This window comes from Rheinheimera sp. SA_1, from assembly GCF_001669775.1.
In the GTDB taxonomy this organism is placed as follows: Bacteria; Pseudomonadota; Gammaproteobacteria; order Enterobacterales; family Alteromonadaceae; genus Pararheinheimera.
Genome location: NZ_LXWK01000021.1, coordinates 59,111 through 79,685, shown reverse-complemented (window position 1 = coordinate 79,685; position 20,575 = coordinate 59,111). Strand labels below are relative to the sequence as shown.

Genomic DNA, 20,575 nt, shown 5'->3' with positions numbered 1-20,575 from the left:
AGACAAAAAAGCCAGTCCCTCACCAGACTGGCTTTTGCTTAAGCCCACCGCAGTGGGCAAGATGGTTGGATTAACGGCGTAACAATCGACGCATCATCACAAGTGGTAGCAACAGCAAACCGAGCCAGTCAGTGCTGCCACCAGAGCGTTTTTCCGCAACAACAGTTGCAGTCACGCTATCCGAGGTTAAGCCAGCACTGTCAGTTGCACTGACTGACAAGCTATAACTCCCGGCATCGTTTTCACCGATAGAGCGGGTCAGCACAATGTTGCCATTGACGTAAGCAAACAACGACGGCGCTACCGTGTACGACTTCGCAGTTGCACCCGATTCACGAATGGTGGTGGTAACCTTTGCCACCACAGAACCTGCCGGCGCGCCTTGTGCCAGAGTGCTGACAAGGTTACTTAGTTGCACTACAGGTTTTTCATCCGGCAGATTTCGCAGCATCACAGTGACGGTCGTCGGCGCTGAACTTTGGCCAGCTGCATTTGCAGCGACCACTTCCAACTTAATGCTGGTGAGGCCACTGTCATAGTTCAGCCCAGCGCTGTTGCTCACCACAATCCGGCCATCGGCTTCTAGTTTGAAGGCAGTTGAACTACTGGCCGCAAGCGTAAATCCAGTCACCGGACTGACATAATCCACATCCGCCAGTACCTGACCGACCACGGTGCCGTTGGCACTGTTTTCATTGACACTGAAACTTTGACCTGCCGCCACGACCGGAGCTTTGGGTCCGGCGGTTAAATCACCGGCGTACATGGCGTCACCAACATCCGACAGCAACACAAAACCTTTGCCTGTGACTTCCTCCGGTAACGTTATCAGCGCTTCTTCACCCGCAGCCAAACTGTTCACTTCATTGCCGCCGCGACTTAATAACACCGGATCTGCTGGCTTGAGCACCGCTTGCGCCACCACAAAATCATCGACCGGCGAGCCCCAGTTCACCCCAATGGCAAAACCATCATTGATAGTGCGATAGCGTAAGGTGACAGTTTTACCTATGTCCGCAGCGCTCAGTCCAACCCGATCCAAACAAGCGGTTAACGTTACATTTCGCTGACCGGTCGCGTGGTACATATCTGTCAGAAAGCCGTTGAAATTCGCATAAGGAGAAGCAAAGGTCGCCATCAGTCCGACCGGATAAACGACCCCCTGCGCCGGATTGTTAAAACGACTGAGCAGAATGCTATCGAGTTTAAAATCATAACTACCATCATTCTGCACATCGATATCAACACCGACATTGCCCTGTAACAAGTGAGTCAATCCCTGATCCAGCGTCAGCGTCGGCGCAATCAGATAACCTGATGCGCACTCTTCTGTGGGCACCGAAATGACATCGAGCGATGCGCCACGGATATCATGCCGCACCGGATCCTGGCCATCAGTGGCAATTAACTGACTGGTATAAATATCGGCAGTAATAGCGCCGCTATTTTTTACCACGATGGTCGCAGCACCATTTTGCAGTCTATTGCTGACTTTTAAATCGGCGTTGGCTTTAGGCAGCAAATGATAAACCAGATGTAAGTCATAATCGCTGCTGCTGGTCGGGTCATCAAACACCAGTGCGCCGTCATATTCAACATCGGTTAAAGCGGCATCTTTTAAGTTAGCCGCCATGTTGTTTTCCAGTTTCCACTGCGGCAATTTCGACGGATCTACAGTTAAAGTCACCTCAAAGGTGATGGTTTGGTTGGCGGGAACGGTGATCGCAGTCGGCATTGCCCAGCTTAAAGCACCGGACGCCTGATCATTGGCAAAGCGGTTTTTGATCCGTAAGTTGTAGGTCCGGTTGGTTGCACTGTAGTTTTTCACCGTGACCGTTTTCTTAACACTGGCCGGCGCCGCCAGATTCATAAAACCAAACGATAAAGCGGCTTGTTGGGTATTGTACTGCGTGTCGTTAACCCAGGCCGCTACCGGCAAACTGACCGCTTTTTCAACGTCAACCAGACCTGCCCCAATCGCGGAGATTGGCGCCAACACGGCGTTTGGATGTGCTTTTGGCTGGTTGTACACGTCAGGATTAGCGGCATTCATCAGTACAGCTTTAATTTCCGATGCCGTACGTCCGGGCATAATCTGACGTAGCAGACTTACAGCACCGGCAGTGATCGGGCCGGAAAAGGACGTGCCGGAATTCAACGAAGATTGATCGCCAGTCCCCACAGCTGCCATCACAATATTAGTCCCTGGCGCAGTAATTTCCGGTTTGAGCAGACCGTCCATCGACGGCCCTCTTGAAGTAAAGGTTGCAATACCACCGGCGGTCGCCAGCGACACCGATTTAATACTGTAGTTCACGGCACCTTTTTCCAACGCCGCAATCACCGCATCACCATCTTCTTTCGAAATCCCGACGGCCGGAATGGTCACCAGCGGATCTGCACCGCCCGCGCTAACCGGACCCGCACCGGCGGCGTTGTTGGCAATAATGACAAATTTCGCACCGGCCTTTTGCGCATTCAGTACTTTTAAAGTGAAATTACAGGTACCACGGCGCACCAACACCGCTTTACCGGCCAGTTCATTTGCCGCAAATTCATTGCAAGCTAAGGCGTTACCAGCCTGGTAAACCAACGGCGCGCTAGTCTGATCAAAACTAAAGACACTGCTGGTATTAAAACCAGCTGCAATCATGCTAACCGTTTTACCATCAATGCTATTTGATGCAAATGCAGCCGTGGTGCCGGCGGCGTTGGTCATAGCGCCAACCGACAGTGCATTTGGTGTGGTGCTTGGTCCGCCGACAATAAAGGGGTTCGGCCCGTCATTACCGGCAGAAATGACCACATTGACACCCAGTTCCACAGCGCGCTGGATCAGAAATGCCGTACCAGAACTGGTATCGGTGGAGCCGAAGTCACCACCCAAAGACATGTTCACAACATCGACCCGATCACTGATATCGCCATCATCATTGGGATCCATCGCCGCTTCTAATGCGCCAATCTGCGCCTCACCGGGGCAGAACTCGCCGCAAACGCTATAGCCATAAAACTGCACATCAGGCGCAATACCGTTCACCGAGCTGGCCACCTGGGTACCATGACCTTCTTCCAGTGAGTCCAGCGGGTTGGGATCATCGTTAAAAAAATCGTACCCGCCCAATACTTTGCCCTGCGGCCAGCTAGGGGCAACGGTTGGATCTTCAGCATCGTAAGCGGCCTGAGTACCGGCGCCTCCCAGCGCTTTGTGCGTGTAGTCGATGCCGGTATCCATTACCGCCACGGTCACTCCTTTGCCAGTGGAGGTTCCAGCCGTCACCAGACTTTTGGCTTTAATGTAAATAGCGCTGTCCGCGACCATTGGCTTGGAATTGTACAAAGGGCGGATGGTTTCAACTAAAGGGTTATTTGCAAGCGCAGAAAGTGCCTGGTCTGATGCTCGCACCACCAGGCCAGAAGCCAGGTTTTTGGTGGTACGCAGAATTTGCGCATGTTGATCCAGTTGCTGTAAATGCTGACTAATCTGTTGCTGCTGACTAGCCATTTCCAGCCGCATTTGATTAATTTCAGCTCCTGCTCCGGCAGCTGTCCGACTGAGATCCCGCAGACTACGCTGCTTTAACACCACATAAAACGACGTTGGTTGTGGTTGCCCATTCGCAGCGAGCGTTGCGGCTTCCGTCTGCACCGGGATGAGGTCTTTGAGCGCGGTTTTCCCTTGTCGGTATTGCTCTAAGGTTGCGGCCTGTACAGCACCGGCCAACGCCAGACTCACCGCAGTTGCGATTAATGTTTTCCCAGAATATTGCATAAAAACCTCCGTTGGAGCCACGGCAAGATGCACTCCGTCTTTTTGATAAATGTCGGGTATGTGTCAACAAAACTAGTCTATCCCAGACAACTTTGTCGATAAGTCCGGCATTTTTCTGGAATAGATGACAAAAAGTCTTACTGACCTACCGCGAAACATGGAGGGCTGCAGCAACCAATAACTGAAATCATTGTTGTAATAATTATTCTGACTTACCAAATCAAACAGCTTCATTCGCATAAAAATGTGAATTAATATTCAATTATGGCCAATTAAACGCCAACAACTGCCGATTTTAGTCGCATACCATAAACTTTCTGTCGCCGAAACTGTCGAGTTACAGTAGAATGCTGTGAAAACATCTACCACCTACAACACAAACTCTGTACCCAAGGAGTCAGCTGATAATGACCGCTCAAACTATTCGTCACGTCGATTTAACCGTCGCCGATCTGGTGGAACACGCCATTCGTCGTCAGGAAGGTATTTTGGCCGATAACGGCGCATTAGTGGTCAAAACTGGTCATCGTACTGGTCGTTCACCTAAAGACCGTTATATCGTCAAAGAAGCGACCACTGAACAAGATATTCAGTGGGGCAATGTGAACCAACCGGTATCAGCTGAAGTGTTTAATGCACTGTGGGACAAAGCAGCAACTTACCTGTCAGATATTGAACATTTTGTGTCTCATTTAGAAGTCGGCGCCGATCCTGAGCATTACCTGCCAGTCATCGTGCAAACCGAAACTGCCTGGCAACATGTGTTTGCTAAAAACCTGTTTATCACGCCTGCTCAGTGGAATGTTTCTGATAAAGCAGCCTGGCAAATCATCAACGTCCCTGGTTTCACTTGTGTACCAGAGCGTGATGGCACCAACTCAGACGGCACCGTCATGATCAACTTTGCTGATCGCAAAGTGTTGTTAGCTGGCATGCGTTACGCAGGCGAAATGAAAAAAGCCATGTTCTCGGTGCAGAATTTCCTGTTACCAGCCAAAGGCGTGCTGCCAATGCACTGCTCGGCGAACGTTGGTGATGAAGGCGATGTGACGTTATTCTTTGGTCTGTCAGGCACCGGTAAAACGACTTTGTCGGCTGATCCAAAACGCAACCTGATTGGCGATGACGAACACGGCTGGGCACCTAACAGCGTGTTTAACATTGAAGGCGGTTGTTACGCCAAATGTATCGACCTGTCGAAGAAAAACGAACCAGTGATTTGGGATGCCATCCGTTTTGGTACCATTCTGGAAAACGTCGTACTGGATGCTAACCGCACCCCAGATTACAAAGACGCCAGCATGACTCAAAACAGCCGCGCCGCTTACCCATTAGCCCACGTTGAAAAACGTGTATTAGCCAACCGCGCTGGTGAGCCTCGTGCTGTGGTGTTCCTGACTTGTGACGTGTCAGGTGTATTGCCACCGGTTTCAGTGTTATCTGAAGAAGCCGCCGCTTACCACTTCTTAAGTGGTTACACCGCGAAAGTCGGTTCCACTGAAATTGGCTCCACTTCAGCCATTGAGTCTACTTTCTCAACTTGTTTTGGTGCACCGTTCTTCCCACGCCCTGCCGGCGTGTACGCAGAACTGTTAATCAAGCGTGTGCGTGAATTTGGCAGCAAAGTTTATCTGGTGAATACCGGCTGGACTGGCGGCCCGCACAGCGTTGGTAAGCGTTTTGATATTCCGACCACCCGCGCCATTATTGACGCTATCGTGTCTGGTGAACTGGCGAAAGTGGCCACTACCCACCTGCCACAGCTGAATCTGAATATTCCGGTGGCAATTCCAGGCGTTGACAGCAAGCTGTTAAATCCACGGGATACCTGGGCTGACCAAGCGCAATACGACCAATACGCGGCCAAACTGGCAGCGGAATTTGCCAATAACTTCAAGAAATACGATGTTTCTGAAGCTATCCGCAATGCAGGCCCGAAAGCCTGAGTATTAGATCAGTTTCATGACTTAATTCAATAAATAGGCATAGTGCAATCGTAGAGCTGAAACCAATGACGGTTCTCAGCTCTTCTCTCTTCAAGTAAAAGAGATGCATTGTATGTACACTATATACCTCACTAACCTTAATTTCGTTTTGGAGGTTCATCTAAGGTCCCAGAACTTAATAGCCAATAGACACAGTCATTTACGTAACATTTAAACACCAACTGTAGTTTATTTTAAACAAAAGCATGGTATTGTAAAATCTCAATTAAAAAGGAGGTTTAATTATGCCGTTTTTCGTAAAATCAATGATCGCAGTTACCCTGTTTGCAAGTGTTACAACGCATGCAAGTTCTATTGTTTACTCTGCTCACAAGTGTGATTCTCCAACAAAAGCATATCGAACAGATGGCACAGTGGTAAATCCAAGCAGTAGCACAACTTGGACTTATTGGTGTGATGTCCCAAATCATGGCGCACTGTATAATGTGTATCTTAAAGTACAAGATTCGCATCCGACAAAAAGTGTGTCATGCTCTTTGTATACACATGCAGCTGATGGCTCTTCGTCAGTTCTTCAAAATCAGCAGTCAATTGGTGCTGGAACAGGTAAGTACACCTTAACCTATTCAAACATCCAAAATTTTGCAGATGCTAGCTACTCAATCGCGTGTGTTTTACCGGAGACATATGGAGGGCAAGAAAGTAAAATAATAAACTACAAAGTTCAACAGTGACTTAAAAAATTCTTCAAAATCAGCACCAGCAAGCCATAACTGCTGGTGCTGCATCACCCAAAAATTTAAATAACAGCTTTGCCCCGTTGTTTTAATGGCAGATAAACCGTCGCCACTAAACCACCAAAGGCATGATTGTGCAGGGTAATTTCGCCCTGATGCATGTCGACAATTTTCTTGATGATCGCAAGGCCTAAACCAGAGCCGGAACTACCGCGAGCAGTATCACCTTGGGTAAAGGGTTCAAACATTTGCGCCATCTGCGTTTCCGGTATACCAGGGCCATGATCCCGCACCTGTACATAAACCCGCTGACTGCCTTTTTCATAACCGGTACTGACCACAATACTGCCTTCTGAATATTTAAAGGCGTTTTCAATTAAGTTGGTCAGCACCCTTTTCAGCGCAATTCGTCGCAGCGGCACCAGCGGTAAATGATGGGCAAGTTCAGTCACCACCTCACGCTGTTGCAGTCGCTCAGCACTGATTTGCTCGCTGACCAGCACATTAATATCTTCATCGGTCAGCACTTCTTCTTTGTGATGGCGGATGTAATTAATAAACTGGTCGATAATGGCGTTCATATCGTCAATATCGTTGGCGATGCCATCGCGGATCCAGCTATCAGGTTCGCTCATCATTTCACTGGCCAACCGGATGCGGGTAAGTGGCGTACGTAAATCGTGCGACACCCCGGCCATTAATAGTGCCCGGTCTTTTTCCAGCTGTTTGATGCCTTTGGCCATATGATTAAAGGCTCGGGTTACTGCAATGATTTCGCTGGAACCTGCTTCAGGCAACGGCTCCGGGATATCGCCCCGCCCCACCTTCAACGCCGCTTGCTGTAAACCCTGCAACGGTCGATTCAGCTGCCGCGCAAACCACCAGCCGCCGGCGACGCTTAAAAAGCCAATCAGCAGAATGTATATTTGCAGCGGTTTAAAGTCGGTGTCGTTGAGGCCACTCAGTGGAATACGCACCCAATATTGCGGTGCCTGTGGTGGCCGCACCCAGAATACAAAACTCTGGCTTTGTTCGATACGAACTTCGGCAGTGCCGCCAAGTTCACGCGACATATCATCGGAAAAGGACTGATAAAAAATGGCCTGTTGCAAGCCATGTTGTTGCGCTTGGGTTTCGTTGTAAACCTCAATGCCGGTGGCTTGCTGGAATCTTTTGGTTAGCTGCTCCGACAACACCATGTCGTCATAACCAACATCGATAAAAACCACCTTAATCTGCTTGGCAATCAAATGGTTCGTTTGTTGCAAAAATGGCTGGATCACATAAACCGCCACCAGAAAGTACGACACCAACTGGTTAATCAGCAGCAAAAAGCCAATCAGAAAAACGGTTTTGCCAAAGGCACTGCGGGGTAACACGCGCATTTAACTGGCGACACCATCCGGTACAAACACATAACCCAGACCCCACACGGTCTGAATATACCGGGGATTGGCCGGATCATCTTCAATCATCCGCCGCAATCTGGACACCTGCACGTCAATGCTGCGCTCCATTGCCGAATAATCACGACCACGCGCCATGTTCATCAGCTTATCGCGCGACAACGGCTCACGGGCATGGCTAACCAGTACTTTGAGCACCGCAAATTCACCACTGGTCAACGGCATCAGCTGATCGTCTTTTTTCATTTCACGGGTGGCGAGGTTAAAACTGAATGGGCCAAACTTGACCATCGTTTCTTCCTGCGTTGGCGCGCCTGGTAATTCTTTCGATTTGCGCCGCAGTACAGCGCGGATCCGCGCCAGCAATTCACGAGGGTTAAAAGGTTTTGGCAGGTAATCGTCAGCGCCCATTTCCAGGCCGATAATCCGATCCACTTCATCACCTTTGGCAGTCAGCATAATGATCGGAATTTCATTTTCCTGCTGGCGTAACTTGCGGCAAATCGACAAACCGTCTTCGCCAGGCAACATCAGATCCAGCACCAGCAAATGGAAATTTTCGCGCTCCATCAACCGGGTCATTTGTTCGAAATTGGCGACACTGCGAACGATGTACCCTTGTTCAACCAGATAACGTTCTAATAATGAACGTAACCGCATGTCGTCATCTACGACCAGAATCTTGGTGGTTTCCTGAGTTTGCATAAGCTGCGACCTTGTAACAATTTTCCTAACTAATTCCTCACTATAAACCAAAAAGCGCAGCGGGCGACATGTCCGGCGGGCTTTGTGTGTTACAAATCATGTCAGATGGCGACAGCGGCAGTCGCAAATGGTTATTGCAACTAAGAGCGCCGGAAATCGTGTTTGCTAGCACAGGCGCCGAGTATATCCGGCACTGCGCTGTCGGTTTCGACCGGCGGTAAATAACTGAGCACACAACGAAAATATTCTTTTTTACGCGGTAACATCAGATTGTCACGATGTACTTTGTCACAAGCCTGCCGAATTCTGGTGACCACTTGCTCCAATTGCACCTTTGGCTGATGCTCTAATAAACATTGTTGATAGTCTGCTTCTTCGTTAGCAAGTACCGCTGTGCTGCAGAACAGACTAACCATCACGCAGCTGACTAACATAGGTTTTTTCATCGCTTTCCCCGCTTCTGAATTCGTTGCTGAACTTGTCTCAAACGACATTAGCAAGGCGCTGTTAATAGCCGCTGAACATGCTGCCGTTGCAATGCGTGCAGCTAGGGCGTAGCGGGCAGCTTTGGATACTGAATATCCAACACCAACCATTCTTTGGCACCGGTCGGCGTTTGCACGACAAAACTATCATCCACCTGCTTTTTCAATAGCGCCCGCGCCATCGGTGCATCAATCGAGATGTAATCAGTGCGGCCATAAATTTCATCCGGCCCGACAATCCGAAATTTCAGCAGCTGGCCATCATCGTCTTCAATTTCGACCCAGGCACCAAAAAATACTTTGCCTTCTTGCTGCGGCGAGTAATCAACGATTTGCAAGTCTTCCAGCCGCTTGCGCAAATACCTAATCCGGCTGTCTATTTGCCTTAATTGACGTTTGCTGTATTGATAGTCCGCATTTTCGGAACGATCGCCGAGGCTCGCTGCCCAGGTCACTATTTTGGTCACTTCCGGCCGTTTTTTAAACCACAGCTCGTCGTGCTCGGCTTTCAGCGCGTTGTAGCCTTCGCGGGTGATCAGCTTAGTTTTAATGATGACTGGTTTTGGTTTCACTACTTAACCCTGCTCCTGCAAATGGTGAATTCTGCTGCTCTCATGACCTTCCTGCGCCCGGCAGAAGCTGACACAAGGTAACAACATTGGATTTTTTGTCGCTGAAGATAGACAATACCGGCCATCTGCGTAGTTATCCAGTCGGTACTGCACTTCAAATGGCAGGCTGGAATGATCTTCAGCAAGTACCGGCCACAAGGAATATGAAGTTATGTCATTGATTGTTAATCAAATCGCTTTGGAAATTTCGGCACGTGCCGAACAGGTCGCTGCGGCAATCGCCCTGCTGGACGAAGGCTCGACCGTACCATTTATCGCCCGTTACCGCAAAGAAGTCACCGGCGGTCTGGATGATACCCAATTACGGCTGCTTGATCAGCGTCTGACCTACTTACGTGAACTGGAAGATCGCCGCCAGGTGATTTTAAAAACGATTGCCGAACAAGGCAAACTGACGCCAGAGTTACAACGGGAAATTGTCGCCGCCGACAATAAAACCCGCTTAGAAGATTTATACCTGCCATACAAAGCCAAACGCCGCACCAAAGGGCAAATTGCCATTGAAGCCGGTTTATTACCGCTGGCCGATGCGTTGCTGGCTGATCCCAATCTGCCGCCAGAAACCGCAGCAGCCGACTACATCAATACTGAAGCGGGTTTTGCTGATGTCAAAGCAGTACTGGATGGCGCGAAATATATTCTGATGGAACGTTTTGCCGAAGATGCTGAATTACTGGCGAAATTACGCCGTCATTTAGCGCAATATGCCGTGCTGAAAAGCAGCATGGTGGCCGGCAAAGAAACTGAAGGCGCCAAATTCCGTGACTATTTCAGTCATCAGGAAGTCTGGAAAAACGTGCCATCCCACCGCGCTTTAGCGATGTTTCGTGGCCGCAACGAAGGTTGCTTAAACCTGCAGTTACAACCTGATGCCGACGATGAGAACGCCCACGCCAATTGCGAACAAATGATTGCCAGCCACTTTAACCTGCGTCAGCAAAACCGCGCTGGTGATGCTTTTATGCGCACCGTGGTGCAGTGGACCTGGAAAGTAAAACTACATTTGCAGCTGGAAAACGATTTGCTCGGCGAACTGCGCGAAAAAGCTGAAATTGAAGCCATCGCGGTATTTGCCCGCAATATGAAAGACTTGTTGATGGCAGCACCAGCTGGTATGCGCGCGACCTTAGGTCTGGATCCAGGCCTGCGGACCGGCGTTAAAGTCATCGTGGTTGATGAAACCGGTAAACTGGTCGCTAATACCACTATTTTCCCACACGCCCCGCAAAACCTGTGGGACAAATCAGTGAAAACACTGGCCGCTTATTGCAAACAATACAAAGTGGAACTGATTGCCATTGGTAACGGTACCGCATCGCGCGAGACCGACAAACTGGCCGCTGATGTGATAAAAATGGTGCCGGACATGCGTCTGACCAAGGTGATGGTGTCCGAAGCTGGCGCATCGATTTATTCAGCATCAGAACTGGCCTCACTGGAGTTCCCTGATTTAGACGTGTCGCTGCGTGGCGCAGTGTCGATTGGCCGTCGCCTGCAAGACCCATTGGCAGAACTGGTAAAAATTGAACCTAAAGCCATTGGTGTGGGCCAATATCAGCATGACGTCAATCAAAGCTTGTTGACCAAATCATTAGACGCCGTGGTCGAAGACTGCGTAAACGCGGTGGGTGTTGATTTAAATACTGCTTCAGTGCCGTTATTGGCGCGGGTGGCAGGCCTGAATAAAACGCTGGCACAAAATATCGTGATTTATCGCGATAGCAACGGCCGCTTTATGCAGCGCAAAGATTTATTAAAAGTACCAAGACTCGGACCAAAAGCTTACGAACAAGCGGCAGGTTTCTTACGTATTTCCAAAGGCAGCAACCCGCTGGATGCCTCGTCTGTGCATCCGGAAGCTTACCCGCTGGTGGAGAAAATTGGCAGCAAACACCAGAAATCGGTCGAGCAGATTATTGGAAATAGCAGTTTCTTAAAAAGCATTAATCCAGCTGAATTCGCCGACGAGCATTTTGGTGTGCCGACGATCACCGATATCATCAAAGAGCTAGATAAACCTGGCCGCGACCCGCGCCCGGAGTTTAAAACCGCCACTTTTAAAGATGGTGTGGAAAAGTTATCTGATTTAATGCCAGGTATGTTACTGGAAGGTGTGATCACCAATGTCACCAACTTCGGTGCTTTTGTCGATATTGGCGTGCACCAGGACGGTTTGGTGCATATTTCGTCGTTGACCGATAAGTTTGTCAGCGATCCACATCAGGTGGTGAAAGCAGGCGATATCGTCAAAGTAAAAGTGCTGGAAGTGGAAGTAGACCGCAAACGGATTGCCCTTACCATGCGGCTGGACGAACAACCACAAGCTCGTGGTGCTGACTCTGGCAACTCAGGCAAACAACCGGCGAAAAGTGCCGGTTATGCGGCTAAACCGGCGCAACCAAAAGCCAGTAAACCGGTCGACAATGGCAATGCTGCGATGGGCAATGCTTTTGCAGCCGCACTGGCGAAAATGAAAAAGTAATCACTGTTTCGGATCGATCAAACGTCGTCAATTGACGGCGTTTTTTTATGTTTGGCATACCTAAATTACTGCGAACAGTTAGGTCAGATTTCAAGGTTCGTGCTTTGTGCGAAAAAGTTCAAGGCTGGGTATGAGAGGGCTTAAGACTGTATATAAGACGTTGGCGACTACGCCATTTGTAGCAGTGGGCGCTCGGCAGGAACTGTGGAGCGGGCGTAAAAACCGGAGATCACTTCTTTGCGTAATTGCATAACGCTGTCGATTTCTAATGAACGTGATTCAGGTGGTGCATAACGGTTGCGGCTTTGCGGCTGCTCGGTAAACTCATTGTCGGACTGACTGTCGACACCAGCGTCCGGTTGACGACTGCGGATTGGTAATTCGTCGTCTAAATCCAGGCGCCCGGTAAGTTCACTGAATGCAGCCAACGCATCATAATCGCCGTCGGCAGCTGGTGGTTCATTGACCTTGATAAATTCTTTAGCCAGTTCGGCCTGCGCTTCAGTGATCCGTCTGGCGGCTTCTGCTGCAACTTGCCGATCAGCCGACGATGGTTCAGATGGAGCCAATGCAGCAGCTTTGACTTGCTGCATTTTAATGATGGTGGCTTGTGGATCGCCCGGTACCGGCGACAAATCAATTTGTACTTCGCCACCCACAGCATATTGCTGGCCATCAGGTCCCAAGTCAAAACTGTAGCTTGGACCGCTGGCTAACTGACCACCCACAGAGGAATGTGCAGCTTCGTGGGCCTTAACTTCGGCATCACGTTTTTTCAGCTCAGCGAGTTCACGCTGCTCTGCTGCTTCCTGCCTCTGCTGCGCAGCATTTTGTTGCTTGCCATTGCTGTTTTCATTCTGGCCATCGCGGCCTTCGCCATTGTCTTGACGACCACCAACGGCTTGTTTTAATTCAGTGCCACGGGTTCTGGCGTCTTCGCTGAAAGTACCGGTTGCAATATTGCTGTTATTGCGGCTTTTATCTTCCGAAATAACACCTTTTTCGGCGGCGCTACGTTCAGCTTGGGTCACTGGTTCGATAATATCGCGCCGCAGGTTTTCCCGGCGCGCCAAATCCACACCGGGATTACCGATGTAAGGACTGACGTTAGGGTAAACCGAGGTAATGGCCATAATCTGCTGCTTACACCCGGATATCGATCACAGAACCAAGCACTTCATCGGCGGTTTTGATCGATTTCACATTCGCTTCGGCGTAGTTTTGTTCGGTGACTAACTGCACCAGACTTTGTTCGAGCGAGGGGTTTGTCGGCTCGGTCACTGGTGCTTGTCGTTGCTGGTTTGCCTGATCGGCAGCGGCGGTATCCTGTGCATTCCGGACCCGCTGTTCGTTGGTCGTTTCACGATTAATATTAACGGTTGCCTCGGTGATCCCGTTTGATGCACGTTGCAATCCTTGCAAACCAGAAGCGAATGCGGATTGAAGTTCCATGGTAGATCTCCGGCAGTTAGCAAATATGATTAAATACTAATCAATTAACTGCCGTCACTCAAGCGAATATCAACAAAAGCGGCAAATAGTTGCCGATTTGATGGCCATCGTTGTTTACAGCCATGATTTACGGAGTAAAGCGCTGGCTATTTTGCAGATGAATCCGGCTAGTGGCTCCGATGCGCGTTTTGCGCCCAATGCAACAGCCACTGACCAAATTCATCTGGATGCGAAATAAAAGGCGCGTGCGATGCTTTGGGTAAAATCGTTAGTGAAGCCTGCGGTAATAACGTCTGGAGTTTTTCCAGCATCGCCATCGGCACCAGCGAATCAAGCCGGCCAAAACAACCGGTAACCGGCATCCGCAGTTCCGCCAGCCTCGGCCTTAAATCTTCTTCTGCCAGTACAGCTAAGCCGCCAGCTAATGCCGCAGGTTGTGGTAACGGCAAACTCAGCAACGCTTGTTTTAACAGCTTGATTTCCTGCCGGGCCGTAGCACTACCCAGTGCCTGAATAGCCAAAAAACGCTCGATGGTTAGCGCCACATCTTTGGCCAAGGCCGCAGCAAATTGACGGAGCACCAGCGGTGCCATTCCGGGCCAGTTATCACCTGCCACAAAACAGGGGGAGCTCGCCACCCACGCCAGCGCTTTGACCTTCTCCGGAAAATCCAGCGCTATTTGGGTCGCCACCAAACCACCCAGCGACCAGCCCAACACTAAGCTACCCGCTGGAATTTGTTCGGCCACCATGGCAGCAGCATCCGTCAGCAGATAGGGTTGCGGATAACTTTCTGCCAGACCAAAACCCGGTAAATCCGGCGTCAGCACAGTAAATTGCTCAGTCAGCTGCGGCAGTAATTGCTGCCATACCGCATGATTTAAGCCCCAGCCATGTAATAACACCAAAACCGGTTTGTCGTTTGCGACAGGAACTGCCATAGTTACACCAATGTTTATTTTATGTGAAATATGATAATGAAAATGAGCATGGCGGCGCTAAACCTCTGGCTACACCAGCTGCTGCACCTGTTGTTACCGAACAGTTGTTTGTGGTGCCAGCTGCCGGTGCACCAAGCCAAACAACAGCTTTGCGATTATTGTATCGCGGCCTTGCCCGGCTTGTCGCTGGCAAATCATCAGCACAATGCCTTGCTGCTACCTGTGGTGTGGCGTGGATTAGCACCGGTTAAATTTGATTTTTTACACAGCCTGAGCTGGTATCAGTTGCCATGGTCGTATTGGATCAGGCAATGGAAATTTCAGCAGGATTTTGCCTGCGGTGAGTTATTGTGTCAGCAATTGGCGCAGGCTTGCCAACGTTATGCCAGCAGTGGCGGCACCAAACCAGATGCCGTCTGTTTTGTGCCGATCAGCCGTGAACGACGCAAAGAACGTGGGTTTAATCAGGCACAACAACTGGCGGCGGTCATCGCCGACAGTTGGCAAATTCCGCTACTGGATATTTTCCACAGTAAAAGCACTCAGCATCAGGTTGGTTTAACCCGCCAGCAACGACGGGCCAATTTACGCCGCCAATTCAGGTTACAGCATCGCAATAAACTGCCTGAACACCTGCTGCTGGTCGATGATGTGATCACCACCGGCGCCACCATCGATCAGCTGTGTCGGCTACTTCGAAGGCAGCAGGTACTCCGAATTGACGTCTGGACTCTGGCAATTACTCCTGCTGATATGGCGGCGCACCATGCGCTGCCAAATTAGCAGCACTGTGTTGCGAAGAGCATGTTAATGCGCATCGCCTTCGCTGTCTTCCGAACCAACATCAAAGGCTTTACCCAAATACAAAGCGTTCACCAGTAATCGGCTGGAGCCATTAAAATAGCCGCGGAAAACCGGGTTGTCAGTCATCGCAATAATCCGGCCTTTGCCATAGTTATGTGCCACTAAGGCTGCACTTTGACTAATTTGCTCCACCAGCTCAGGTGCAGCAAAACCCGCGAGTTGTTTACCTTTGCGATACCGGGCAACGGTAACAAAAGACTGCTCAGGTACTTGCATCACCATCAAAGCATTTTTAAATACCGGCAGTTCTGCCCTTGGCAAACCAAAACTGAGCGGATGGCTTAAATCGAGTTCCGTCTGGAAAATAGCGCCGGCAATCCTTTGTTGACCCGCCAGTTGTTCTTTGTCGGCGTAACGCGCATCTTCAATCCGGATCAAGGCTTTTAAATCACTAACCGGCTTTAATTTAACCTGCAACAAACCTTTGTCAGCCAGCCAGCTAACCGCCGATTTTTGTGCCCACAACACCCCGCCAGCGTCGACCCAGGCCTTAAGTTTGGCCAGTTCATCATCTTTGAAACTCTGGTAATTACCATCCGGTAGCACCATATGACTGTAATTGTTTAAATCTAGCCGGCCAAACCGTGTTGGCTCTGCCATCGTTGGTGATATGCCCGCCAAACGCTCGAGGTTAAACCACAACTCACCTGCTTCAGTTGAATTGATGCCCTGACCTGCCAGCAACAACACTTTGGGTAAGGTCACCGGCAGCATATTATTACTGCCCAGGTCCTGACCCATCGGCGTTAAGCCTGAGGTGACCGCTTCCAGTCTTAATCCTGTTGTTTGCTGGGCTTGTTGCAGTAACTCAAACCAACCTTCAGTTTGCAGACCTGCCGGGATCAACATAGTGCCAGCGGCAAACAGCTGAACACCATTGCTGGTTTTGGCGCTAAATGCCCGACTGGCTGCCCGCACTTTCAGGCCATGTTGCAGCAGCTTTTGCAACAGCAGCGGTGCTTGTTGATCGGTCCAGCGTAGCGCATAGGCGTAGGCTCCGGCCGTTAACTCAGGTGCGGCTACTGCTTCTGCTTGCCAAGGTTGTTTTGAGAGTCCGGCCGGGATTTTCCGGCTTTCGCTATATTCGATATTATAGGCATGCGGCAAGGTCCAGGCCGACACATCATAAAAGGTGTTGTCGCGAAAGTTGGTGGCAGTGCTAAAGGCAGCTTTGATCAAGCGGTATTGCCGTTGTTGCAGCGGCACAAAAAACTGCTGGGTGGTCGAAGCTTCGTCATGATTAACCGGATACACTTCAATCTGATGTTTGCTCAGCAGCTGCAACAAGGCCGTCAGCCGACTTTGATCGGCGTCTCCTTGTAGCAGATAACCTTGCACTGGATCGTCTTTGGCAAGTTGCTGACTGTCGCGAAAGAACTGCTGCTGCCACTTTTGTAACCGCTGCTTGTTCTCAACTGCACCACGTAACGTCGACAAAGAAGTGGTGAATTGATTGTCGATGGTGCTTAAAAAGCTTAGCGGACCATTGATACTGTCCTGCAAATGGCCACGACTGCTGGCCTGTTCAAACAAGATGCCGACCGCGCCGTGCACATCAGGGTAGGTCGAGCCTTTACCGACGTAAAAATCGTCAAAACTCTCTTCGGTATAATAAAGTTTGCCTTGCTCATCAAAAGCTTTAGCGTGATGCGCCGCCAGCAAAGCGGTCAGTTGATAGTTTTCATCCGGGGTCATCGGGTTATTCCGGCTTGGGATCCCTGGCTGGAAAAAATAGCTGCTGTTGGTGCCCATTTCGTGGAAATCACCCAGTACCTGTGGCATCCAGTGATGGAATTGTTTGATCCGCGCCTGACTTTCCGGATGTTGTAACGGCAGCCAATCGCGGTTTAAGTCAAACCAATAATGGTTCGGCCGGCCATTTGGCCAGGGCTCCACATGCTCGCGATGTTGTGGATCGGCGACCGGCGTTGTGCCCTGGTGCATATTGGCCCAGAGCGCGAAACGGTCGTGGCCATCCGGGTTCAGGCTGGGTTGGATCAAAATAATCGCTTTATCAAGCCAGTTTTTCACTTCGGCGTCTTCACTGCTCAGCAGATAATGCGCCAGTTTGACCGCAGCATTGGCCCCGCTTGGCTCATTGCCATGAATACTGTAACCAAGCCAAATCACCAGCGGTAAATCTCCTTCGGCCTGGGATTTGCCGTTGATGCCAGCCAGATGTTGCTGGCGGATTTGTTCCAGCTTCGCCATATTCGCTACAGAGCTAATGGTCAGTTGCACTAACGGCCGTTGTTCATGGGTGCGGCCAATGACTTCAAACTTGCTCAGCTCTGGCGCCTTGAGCGCCAGTTCACGAAAATACTGTTCAATCTGGTCGTGCCGGACATGCCACTGCCCTAGTTCAAAGCCTAAACTTTGTGCCGGAGTTGGTAAAGCAGCAGCGAACGCTGTTGGTTGCAGGCTCAGGCTACAAAAAGTCGCCAGTGATGCCGCCAGTAAAGTAAGTTTTTTCATGCCAACTCCAGAAGTTTGATACCGCCACCTTAGCAATAAAGATGGCGAATGCTCAAGCGGGGTTGGCAGCGTGGAACTGGAAGAGTATCATAGCCATTAACCTAGTAATTTAGTCAGGTACTCAGACATGATTCATATCTCAGAAGCTGCTCAGGCGCACTTCGTTAAGTTGTTGGAAAAGCAGGCAGCCGGCACCAATATTCGGGTGTTTGTAGTCAATCCCGGCACGGCTCAAGCGGAATGTGGCGTGTCGTACTGTCCAGCGGATGCAGTCGAAGGAACCGACTTAAAAGTACCTTGCAACGGTTTTGATGCGGTGATTGATGCCGACAGCAAACCGTTTTTAGTCGATGCCGAAATCGATTTTGTCACCGATCAAATGGGTTCCCAGCTGACTTTAAAAGCGCCGAATGCCAAAGTTCGCAAGGTGAATGACAACGCGCCGCTGAAAGAGCGGGTGCAATATGTGATTGATGCTGAAATCAATCCGCAACTGGCCAACCACGGTGGCCGGGTGTCAGTGGTCGAACTGACTGAACAAGGGGTGGCGGTGCTACAATTTGGCGGCGGCTGTAACGGTTGTTCGCAGGTAGATTTAACCCTGAAAGAAGGCATCGAAAAAGAACTGCTGAACCGTTTTGCCGGTGAACTGGCTGGCGTTCGTGACATTACCGAGCACCAACGTGGTGAACACTCATACTACTAAAAGGCATTAAAGCTACTTTGATGCGCTTCATACCCAAACTCCCAACGGCTGCTACTTGCGGCCGTTATTTTGTCGGCGGTATGGCGGCTTTCTGGATCATTCTGCTGTTGTTTTTACTGCTGCCAGCCGAGCCACTTTGGCTGCTACAGCTGGTGATTGGTTGTTGGCTCATCAGTTTTGTAGTCACTTTTGGCAGTTACTTGTTGTTAATTTTGCGCCGGATTGGTGTGTTGCCAAACGATGATGAGGGTTCTTAACGTGCAAAAGCTGTGCTCGATGTTCGGTTGGTTGATTGGTTTAACCTGGCTTGGCGCTACTGGTTTTTCTGCCCCGGCAGATGCAGCTATTATTCTGCAATATCACCATGTCAGCAGCACCACGCCGAAAACCACCAGCGTGACCCCGGCAGAATTTCGCCAACAGCTGCAGCACTTAAAAGATCAAAATTTTAAAGTAGTCAGCCTCGAGCGCATCATCAAACAGCTACAACGTGGAGAAGCGACAGTGGACAACGAAGTTGCCATCACCTTTGACGACGGTTTTGCCAATGTGTTCACCACTGCCCGGCCTATTCTGAAAGAGTTCGGCTACCCCTATACCATGTTTTTAGGGCCAGCATTAATTGACCGACGCGAAGGTCCGGTATTGAGCTGGGAGCAAATCCAGACCATGCACCAGGAAGGCGTCATTATTGCCAATCACAGCTCGTACCATCACCGGCTGGCGGTCCCGAATAAAGGCGAAACCTCCAAGCAATGGCGCGCGCGGGTCAAAGCAGACATTTTAACGGCAGAACAACAGCTTGAGCAAAAGTTAGGCGTCAAGCGCAAATGGCTGGCCTACCCTTATGGCGACTTTAGTGCAGAATTAGAAGATTTGGTCACCGAGCTTGGGTTTATTGGCATTGGCCAACAATCTGGCGCTGTTGGTCCTGGTGTGTCGATGACGCGCATTCCACGGTATCCATCGTCTAGCCAATTCGCCGCGCTGCAACATTTTGTGCCAAAGCTGAAAACTCTGGCGTTACCGGTCACTGACTATAGCGGTGCGGATCCGGTCAGCAAACAGAATCCACCTAAGTTAACATTATCCGTAAAAGTGCAGGATTTTAAAGCGGCGCAGCTGAACTGTTTTTTTAACGGGCAACCGATAGAACTGAAGTGGTTAAACGCTCAGACCTTCACCGCGCAAGCTAAGGCGCCGCTGAAACTGGCACACAACAGATATAACTGCACCGCGCCAAGCCTGAAAAAACCGGGTTATTTTTACTGGTTTTCGCAGCCATGGGTCTTTGTGCAATAACGTTGTTTAGTTTAACTGCGCCAGCACTTTTGGAAAATCTGCCAGCAAAATAGCTTTCGTCACCAGCGGTACTTCGCCAACTTTCAGCTCAGGTTTAAACACTGCGGCCAGCTGACCTTGCGGATTGATCAGCACAATAGACGCGCTGTGATCCACCAGATAATCCGGCTCCGTCGTGCTGCTGATGGCATACATCAGGCCGAGATCGCGGACAAATGGGAATAGTTTGTCGTGTCCGGCAGTCAGACCGGTAATCGCCGGTTGTTCAAAATAACCGACATAATTAGCCAGCGCACTGACGGTATCACGTTGTGGATCAGCCGAAATAAACCAAATCCCTAACTTTTGCCCTTCAGGTAGCATCGCCTGCAGCTCGCCATAAGCACCGGTTAGCGTAGCCATCGTCATCGGGCAAATATCCGGACAAAAGGTATAACCGACAAAAGCCAGCGTCCATTGCCCTTGTAACTGCTGACGGGTCAGCGGCTGCCCCTGGTGGCTGGTCAGCGTAAATTCCGTTAAATCTCGGGCTTTTGGATAGACCAGCGCATGTTCAGGCAGCTGATTTTGCTGCACATATTGGAAACTAAACATTCCGGCGGCCAGGGCTGTAATCACCGCGACCGCTCCTACCAACTTGTACTTCATCTGCGCTCTCTATGTTGTGCAA

Annotated in this window: 17 protein-coding genes; 7 read left to right on the top strand and 10 right to left on the bottom strand. The window is 50.2% G+C overall.

All coding sequences use genetic code 11. The features are described from left to right. Nucleotides 1-70: 70 nt before the first annotated feature. On the bottom strand, nucleotides 71-3,772 hold the full coding sequence (locus tag A5320_RS20920) for a S8 family serine peptidase (RefSeq protein ID WP_068069841.1): 3,702 nt from the start codon (nucleotides 3,770-3,772) through the stop codon (nucleotides 71-73). A gap of 407 nt (nucleotides 3,773-4,179) precedes the next feature. On the opposite strand from A5320_RS20920, the gene A5320_RS20915 reads away from it, so the two are divergent. Together A5320_RS20915 and A5320_RS22080 are read left to right on the top strand one after the other, a co-directional pair. Further along, nucleotides 4,180-5,718 (top strand): phosphoenolpyruvate carboxykinase, encoded by a 1,539-nt coding sequence (locus A5320_RS20915; RefSeq protein WP_068069839.1) that lies wholly within the window; start codon nucleotides 4,180-4,182, stop codon nucleotides 5,716-5,718. A gap of 284 nt (nucleotides 5,719-6,002) precedes the next feature. Next, on the top strand, nucleotides 6,003-6,452 hold the full coding sequence (locus A5320_RS22080) for a hypothetical protein (protein ID WP_157606179.1): 450 nt from the start codon (nucleotides 6,003-6,005) through the stop codon (nucleotides 6,450-6,452). A 65-nt stretch (nucleotides 6,453-6,517) separates the two neighbouring features. Here the strand turns inward: A5320_RS22080 and envZ are convergent, their stop codons facing one another. From envZ to greB, 4 genes are all read right to left on the bottom strand, one after another. Then, nucleotides 6,518-7,840: a two-component system sensor histidine kinase EnvZ gene (gene envZ / locus A5320_RS20910; protein WP_068069837.1), complete on the bottom strand. Its 1,323-nt coding sequence runs from the start codon at nucleotides 7,838-7,840 to the stop codon at nucleotides 6,518-6,520. Then, complete coding sequence (ompR, locus tag A5320_RS20905) at nucleotides 7,841-8,566, bottom strand: osmolarity response regulator transcription factor OmpR (RefSeq protein ID WP_068069835.1); 726 nt, start codon at nucleotides 8,564-8,566, stop codon at nucleotides 7,841-7,843. 140 nt (nucleotides 8,567-8,706) lie between these two features. Beyond that, nucleotides 8,707-9,012, bottom strand: a complete 306-nt coding sequence (locus A5320_RS20900; protein ID WP_068069833.1) for a VF_A0006 family four-cysteine protein — start codon at nucleotides 9,010-9,012, stop codon at nucleotides 8,707-8,709. A gap of 101 nt (nucleotides 9,013-9,113) precedes the next feature. Further along, the gene (gene greB / locus A5320_RS20895; protein ID WP_231916806.1) at nucleotides 9,114-9,623 is read right to left on the bottom strand and encodes a transcription elongation factor GreB; all 510 of its coding nucleotides are present in this window, start codon (nucleotides 9,621-9,623) and stop codon (nucleotides 9,114-9,116) included. Between the two features lie 211 nt (nucleotides 9,624-9,834). Between greB and A5320_RS20890 the strand changes: the two genes are divergently transcribed. Beyond that, nucleotides 9,835-12,165, top strand: coding sequence for a Tex family protein (locus tag A5320_RS20890; RefSeq protein ID WP_068069831.1), 2,331 nt, complete (start codon nucleotides 9,835-9,837; stop codon nucleotides 12,163-12,165). A gap of 167 nt (nucleotides 12,166-12,332) precedes the next feature. Here A5320_RS20890 and A5320_RS20885 read toward each other — a convergent pair whose 3' ends face one another. The 3 genes from A5320_RS20885 to bioH all read right to left on the bottom strand — a co-directional run bounded on the left by A5320_RS20885 (nucleotide 12,333) and on the right by bioH (nucleotide 14,558). Next, the gene (locus A5320_RS20885; RefSeq protein WP_068069830.1) at nucleotides 12,333-13,298 is read right to left on the bottom strand and encodes a putative metalloprotease CJM1_0395 family protein; all 966 of its coding nucleotides are present in this window, start codon (nucleotides 13,296-13,298) and stop codon (nucleotides 12,333-12,335) included. A 10-nt stretch (nucleotides 13,299-13,308) separates the two neighbouring features. Continuing rightward, a complete protein-coding gene (locus tag A5320_RS20880; protein WP_068069828.1) occupies nucleotides 13,309-13,617 on the bottom strand; it encodes an excinuclease ATPase subunit in 309 nt (102 codons plus the stop codon). A gap of 167 nt (nucleotides 13,618-13,784) precedes the next feature. Next, nucleotides 13,785-14,558, bottom strand: a complete 774-nt coding sequence (bioH, locus tag A5320_RS20875; RefSeq protein WP_068069826.1) for a pimeloyl-ACP methyl ester esterase BioH — start codon at nucleotides 14,556-14,558, stop codon at nucleotides 13,785-13,787. A 36-nt stretch (nucleotides 14,559-14,594) separates the two neighbouring features. On the opposite strand from bioH, the gene A5320_RS20870 reads away from it, so the two are divergent. Beyond that, entirely contained in the window at nucleotides 14,595-15,341 is a 747-nt protein-coding gene (locus A5320_RS20870; RefSeq protein WP_157606176.1) for a ComF family protein, read from the top strand. Nucleotides 15,342-15,365: 24 nt separating this feature from the next. Here the strand turns inward: A5320_RS20870 and A5320_RS20865 are convergent, their stop codons facing one another. Then, on the bottom strand, nucleotides 15,366-17,897 hold the full coding sequence (locus tag A5320_RS20865; RefSeq protein ID WP_068069822.1) for a M14 family zinc carboxypeptidase: 2,532 nt from the start codon (nucleotides 17,895-17,897) through the stop codon (nucleotides 15,366-15,368). A gap of 127 nt (nucleotides 17,898-18,024) precedes the next feature. On the opposite strand from A5320_RS20865, the gene nfuA reads away from it, so the two are divergent. From nfuA to A5320_RS20850, 3 genes are read left to right on the top strand one after another with little or no spacing between them, the layout of a single operon-like run. Further along, nucleotides 18,025-18,603 carry a Fe-S biogenesis protein NfuA gene (nfuA, locus tag A5320_RS20860; protein WP_068069820.1) on the top strand — a complete coding sequence of 193 codons (579 nt, stop codon included), beginning with the start codon at nucleotides 18,025-18,027 and terminating at the stop codon, nucleotides 18,601-18,603. Between the two features lie 20 nt (nucleotides 18,604-18,623). Beyond that, complete coding sequence (locus tag A5320_RS20855) at nucleotides 18,624-18,860, top strand: hypothetical protein (protein WP_068069818.1); 237 nt, start codon at nucleotides 18,624-18,626, stop codon at nucleotides 18,858-18,860. 1 nt (nucleotide 18,861) lies between these two features. Continuing rightward, nucleotides 18,862-19,905, top strand: coding sequence for a polysaccharide deacetylase family protein (locus A5320_RS20850; RefSeq protein ID WP_231916805.1), 1,044 nt, complete (start codon nucleotides 18,862-18,864; stop codon nucleotides 19,903-19,905). A gap of 6 nt (nucleotides 19,906-19,911) precedes the next feature. Here the strand turns inward: A5320_RS20850 and A5320_RS20845 are convergent, their stop codons facing one another. Next, the gene (locus tag A5320_RS20845) at nucleotides 19,912-20,553 is read right to left on the bottom strand and encodes an SCO family protein (RefSeq protein WP_068069813.1); all 642 of its coding nucleotides are present in this window, start codon (nucleotides 20,551-20,553) and stop codon (nucleotides 19,912-19,914) included. Between the last annotated feature and the right edge of the window lie 22 nt (nucleotides 20,554-20,575).

What these genes read in the sequence shown, in the direction of transcription:
- A5320_RS20900 (WP_068069833.1), bottom strand. Translation starts at nt 9,012, where the DNA reads ATGAAAAAACCTATGTTAGTCAGCTGCGTGATGGTTAGTCTGTTCTGC.
- nfuA (WP_068069820.1), top strand. Translation starts at nt 18,025, where the DNA reads ATGATTCATATCTCAGAAGCTGCTCAGGCGCACTTCGTTAAGTTGTTG.
- ompR (WP_068069835.1), bottom strand. Translation starts at nt 8,566, where the DNA reads ATGCAAACTCAGGAAACCACCAAGATTCTGGTCGTAGATGACGACATG.
- envZ (WP_068069837.1), bottom strand. Translation starts at nt 7,840, where the DNA reads ATGCGCGTGTTACCCCGCAGTGCCTTTGGCAAAACCGTTTTTCTGATT.
- A5320_RS20915 (WP_068069839.1), top strand. Translation starts at nt 4,180, where the DNA reads ATGACCGCTCAAACTATTCGTCACGTCGATTTAACCGTCGCCGATCTG.
- A5320_RS22080 (WP_157606179.1), top strand. Translation starts at nt 6,003, where the DNA reads ATGCCGTTTTTCGTAAAATCAATGATCGCAGTTACCCTGTTTGCAAGT.
- bioH (WP_068069826.1), bottom strand. Translation starts at nt 14,558, where the DNA reads ATGGCAGTTCCTGTCGCAAACGACAAACCGGTTTTGGTGTTATTACAT.
- A5320_RS20855 (WP_068069818.1), top strand. Translation starts at nt 18,624, where the DNA reads ATGCGCTTCATACCCAAACTCCCAACGGCTGCTACTTGCGGCCGTTAT.
- A5320_RS20870 (WP_157606176.1), top strand. Translation starts at nt 14,595, where the DNA reads ATGAAAATGAGCATGGCGGCGCTAAACCTCTGGCTACACCAGCTGCTG.
- A5320_RS20865 (WP_068069822.1), bottom strand. Translation starts at nt 17,897, where the DNA reads ATGAAAAAACTTACTTTACTGGCGGCATCACTGGCGACTTTTTGTAGC.
- A5320_RS20920 (WP_068069841.1), bottom strand. Translation starts at nt 3,772, where the DNA reads ATGCAATATTCTGGGAAAACATTAATCGCAACTGCGGTGAGTCTGGCG.
- A5320_RS20890 (WP_068069831.1), top strand. Translation starts at nt 9,835, where the DNA reads ATGTCATTGATTGTTAATCAAATCGCTTTGGAAATTTCGGCACGTGCC.
- A5320_RS20880 (WP_068069828.1), bottom strand. Translation starts at nt 13,617, where the DNA reads ATGGAACTTCAATCCGCATTCGCTTCTGGTTTGCAAGGATTGCAACGT.
- A5320_RS20845 (WP_068069813.1), bottom strand. Translation starts at nt 20,553, where the DNA reads ATGAAGTACAAGTTGGTAGGAGCGGTCGCGGTGATTACAGCCCTGGCC.
- A5320_RS20885 (WP_068069830.1), bottom strand. Translation starts at nt 13,298, where the DNA reads ATGGCCATTACCTCGGTTTACCCTAACGTCAGTCCTTACATCGGTAAT.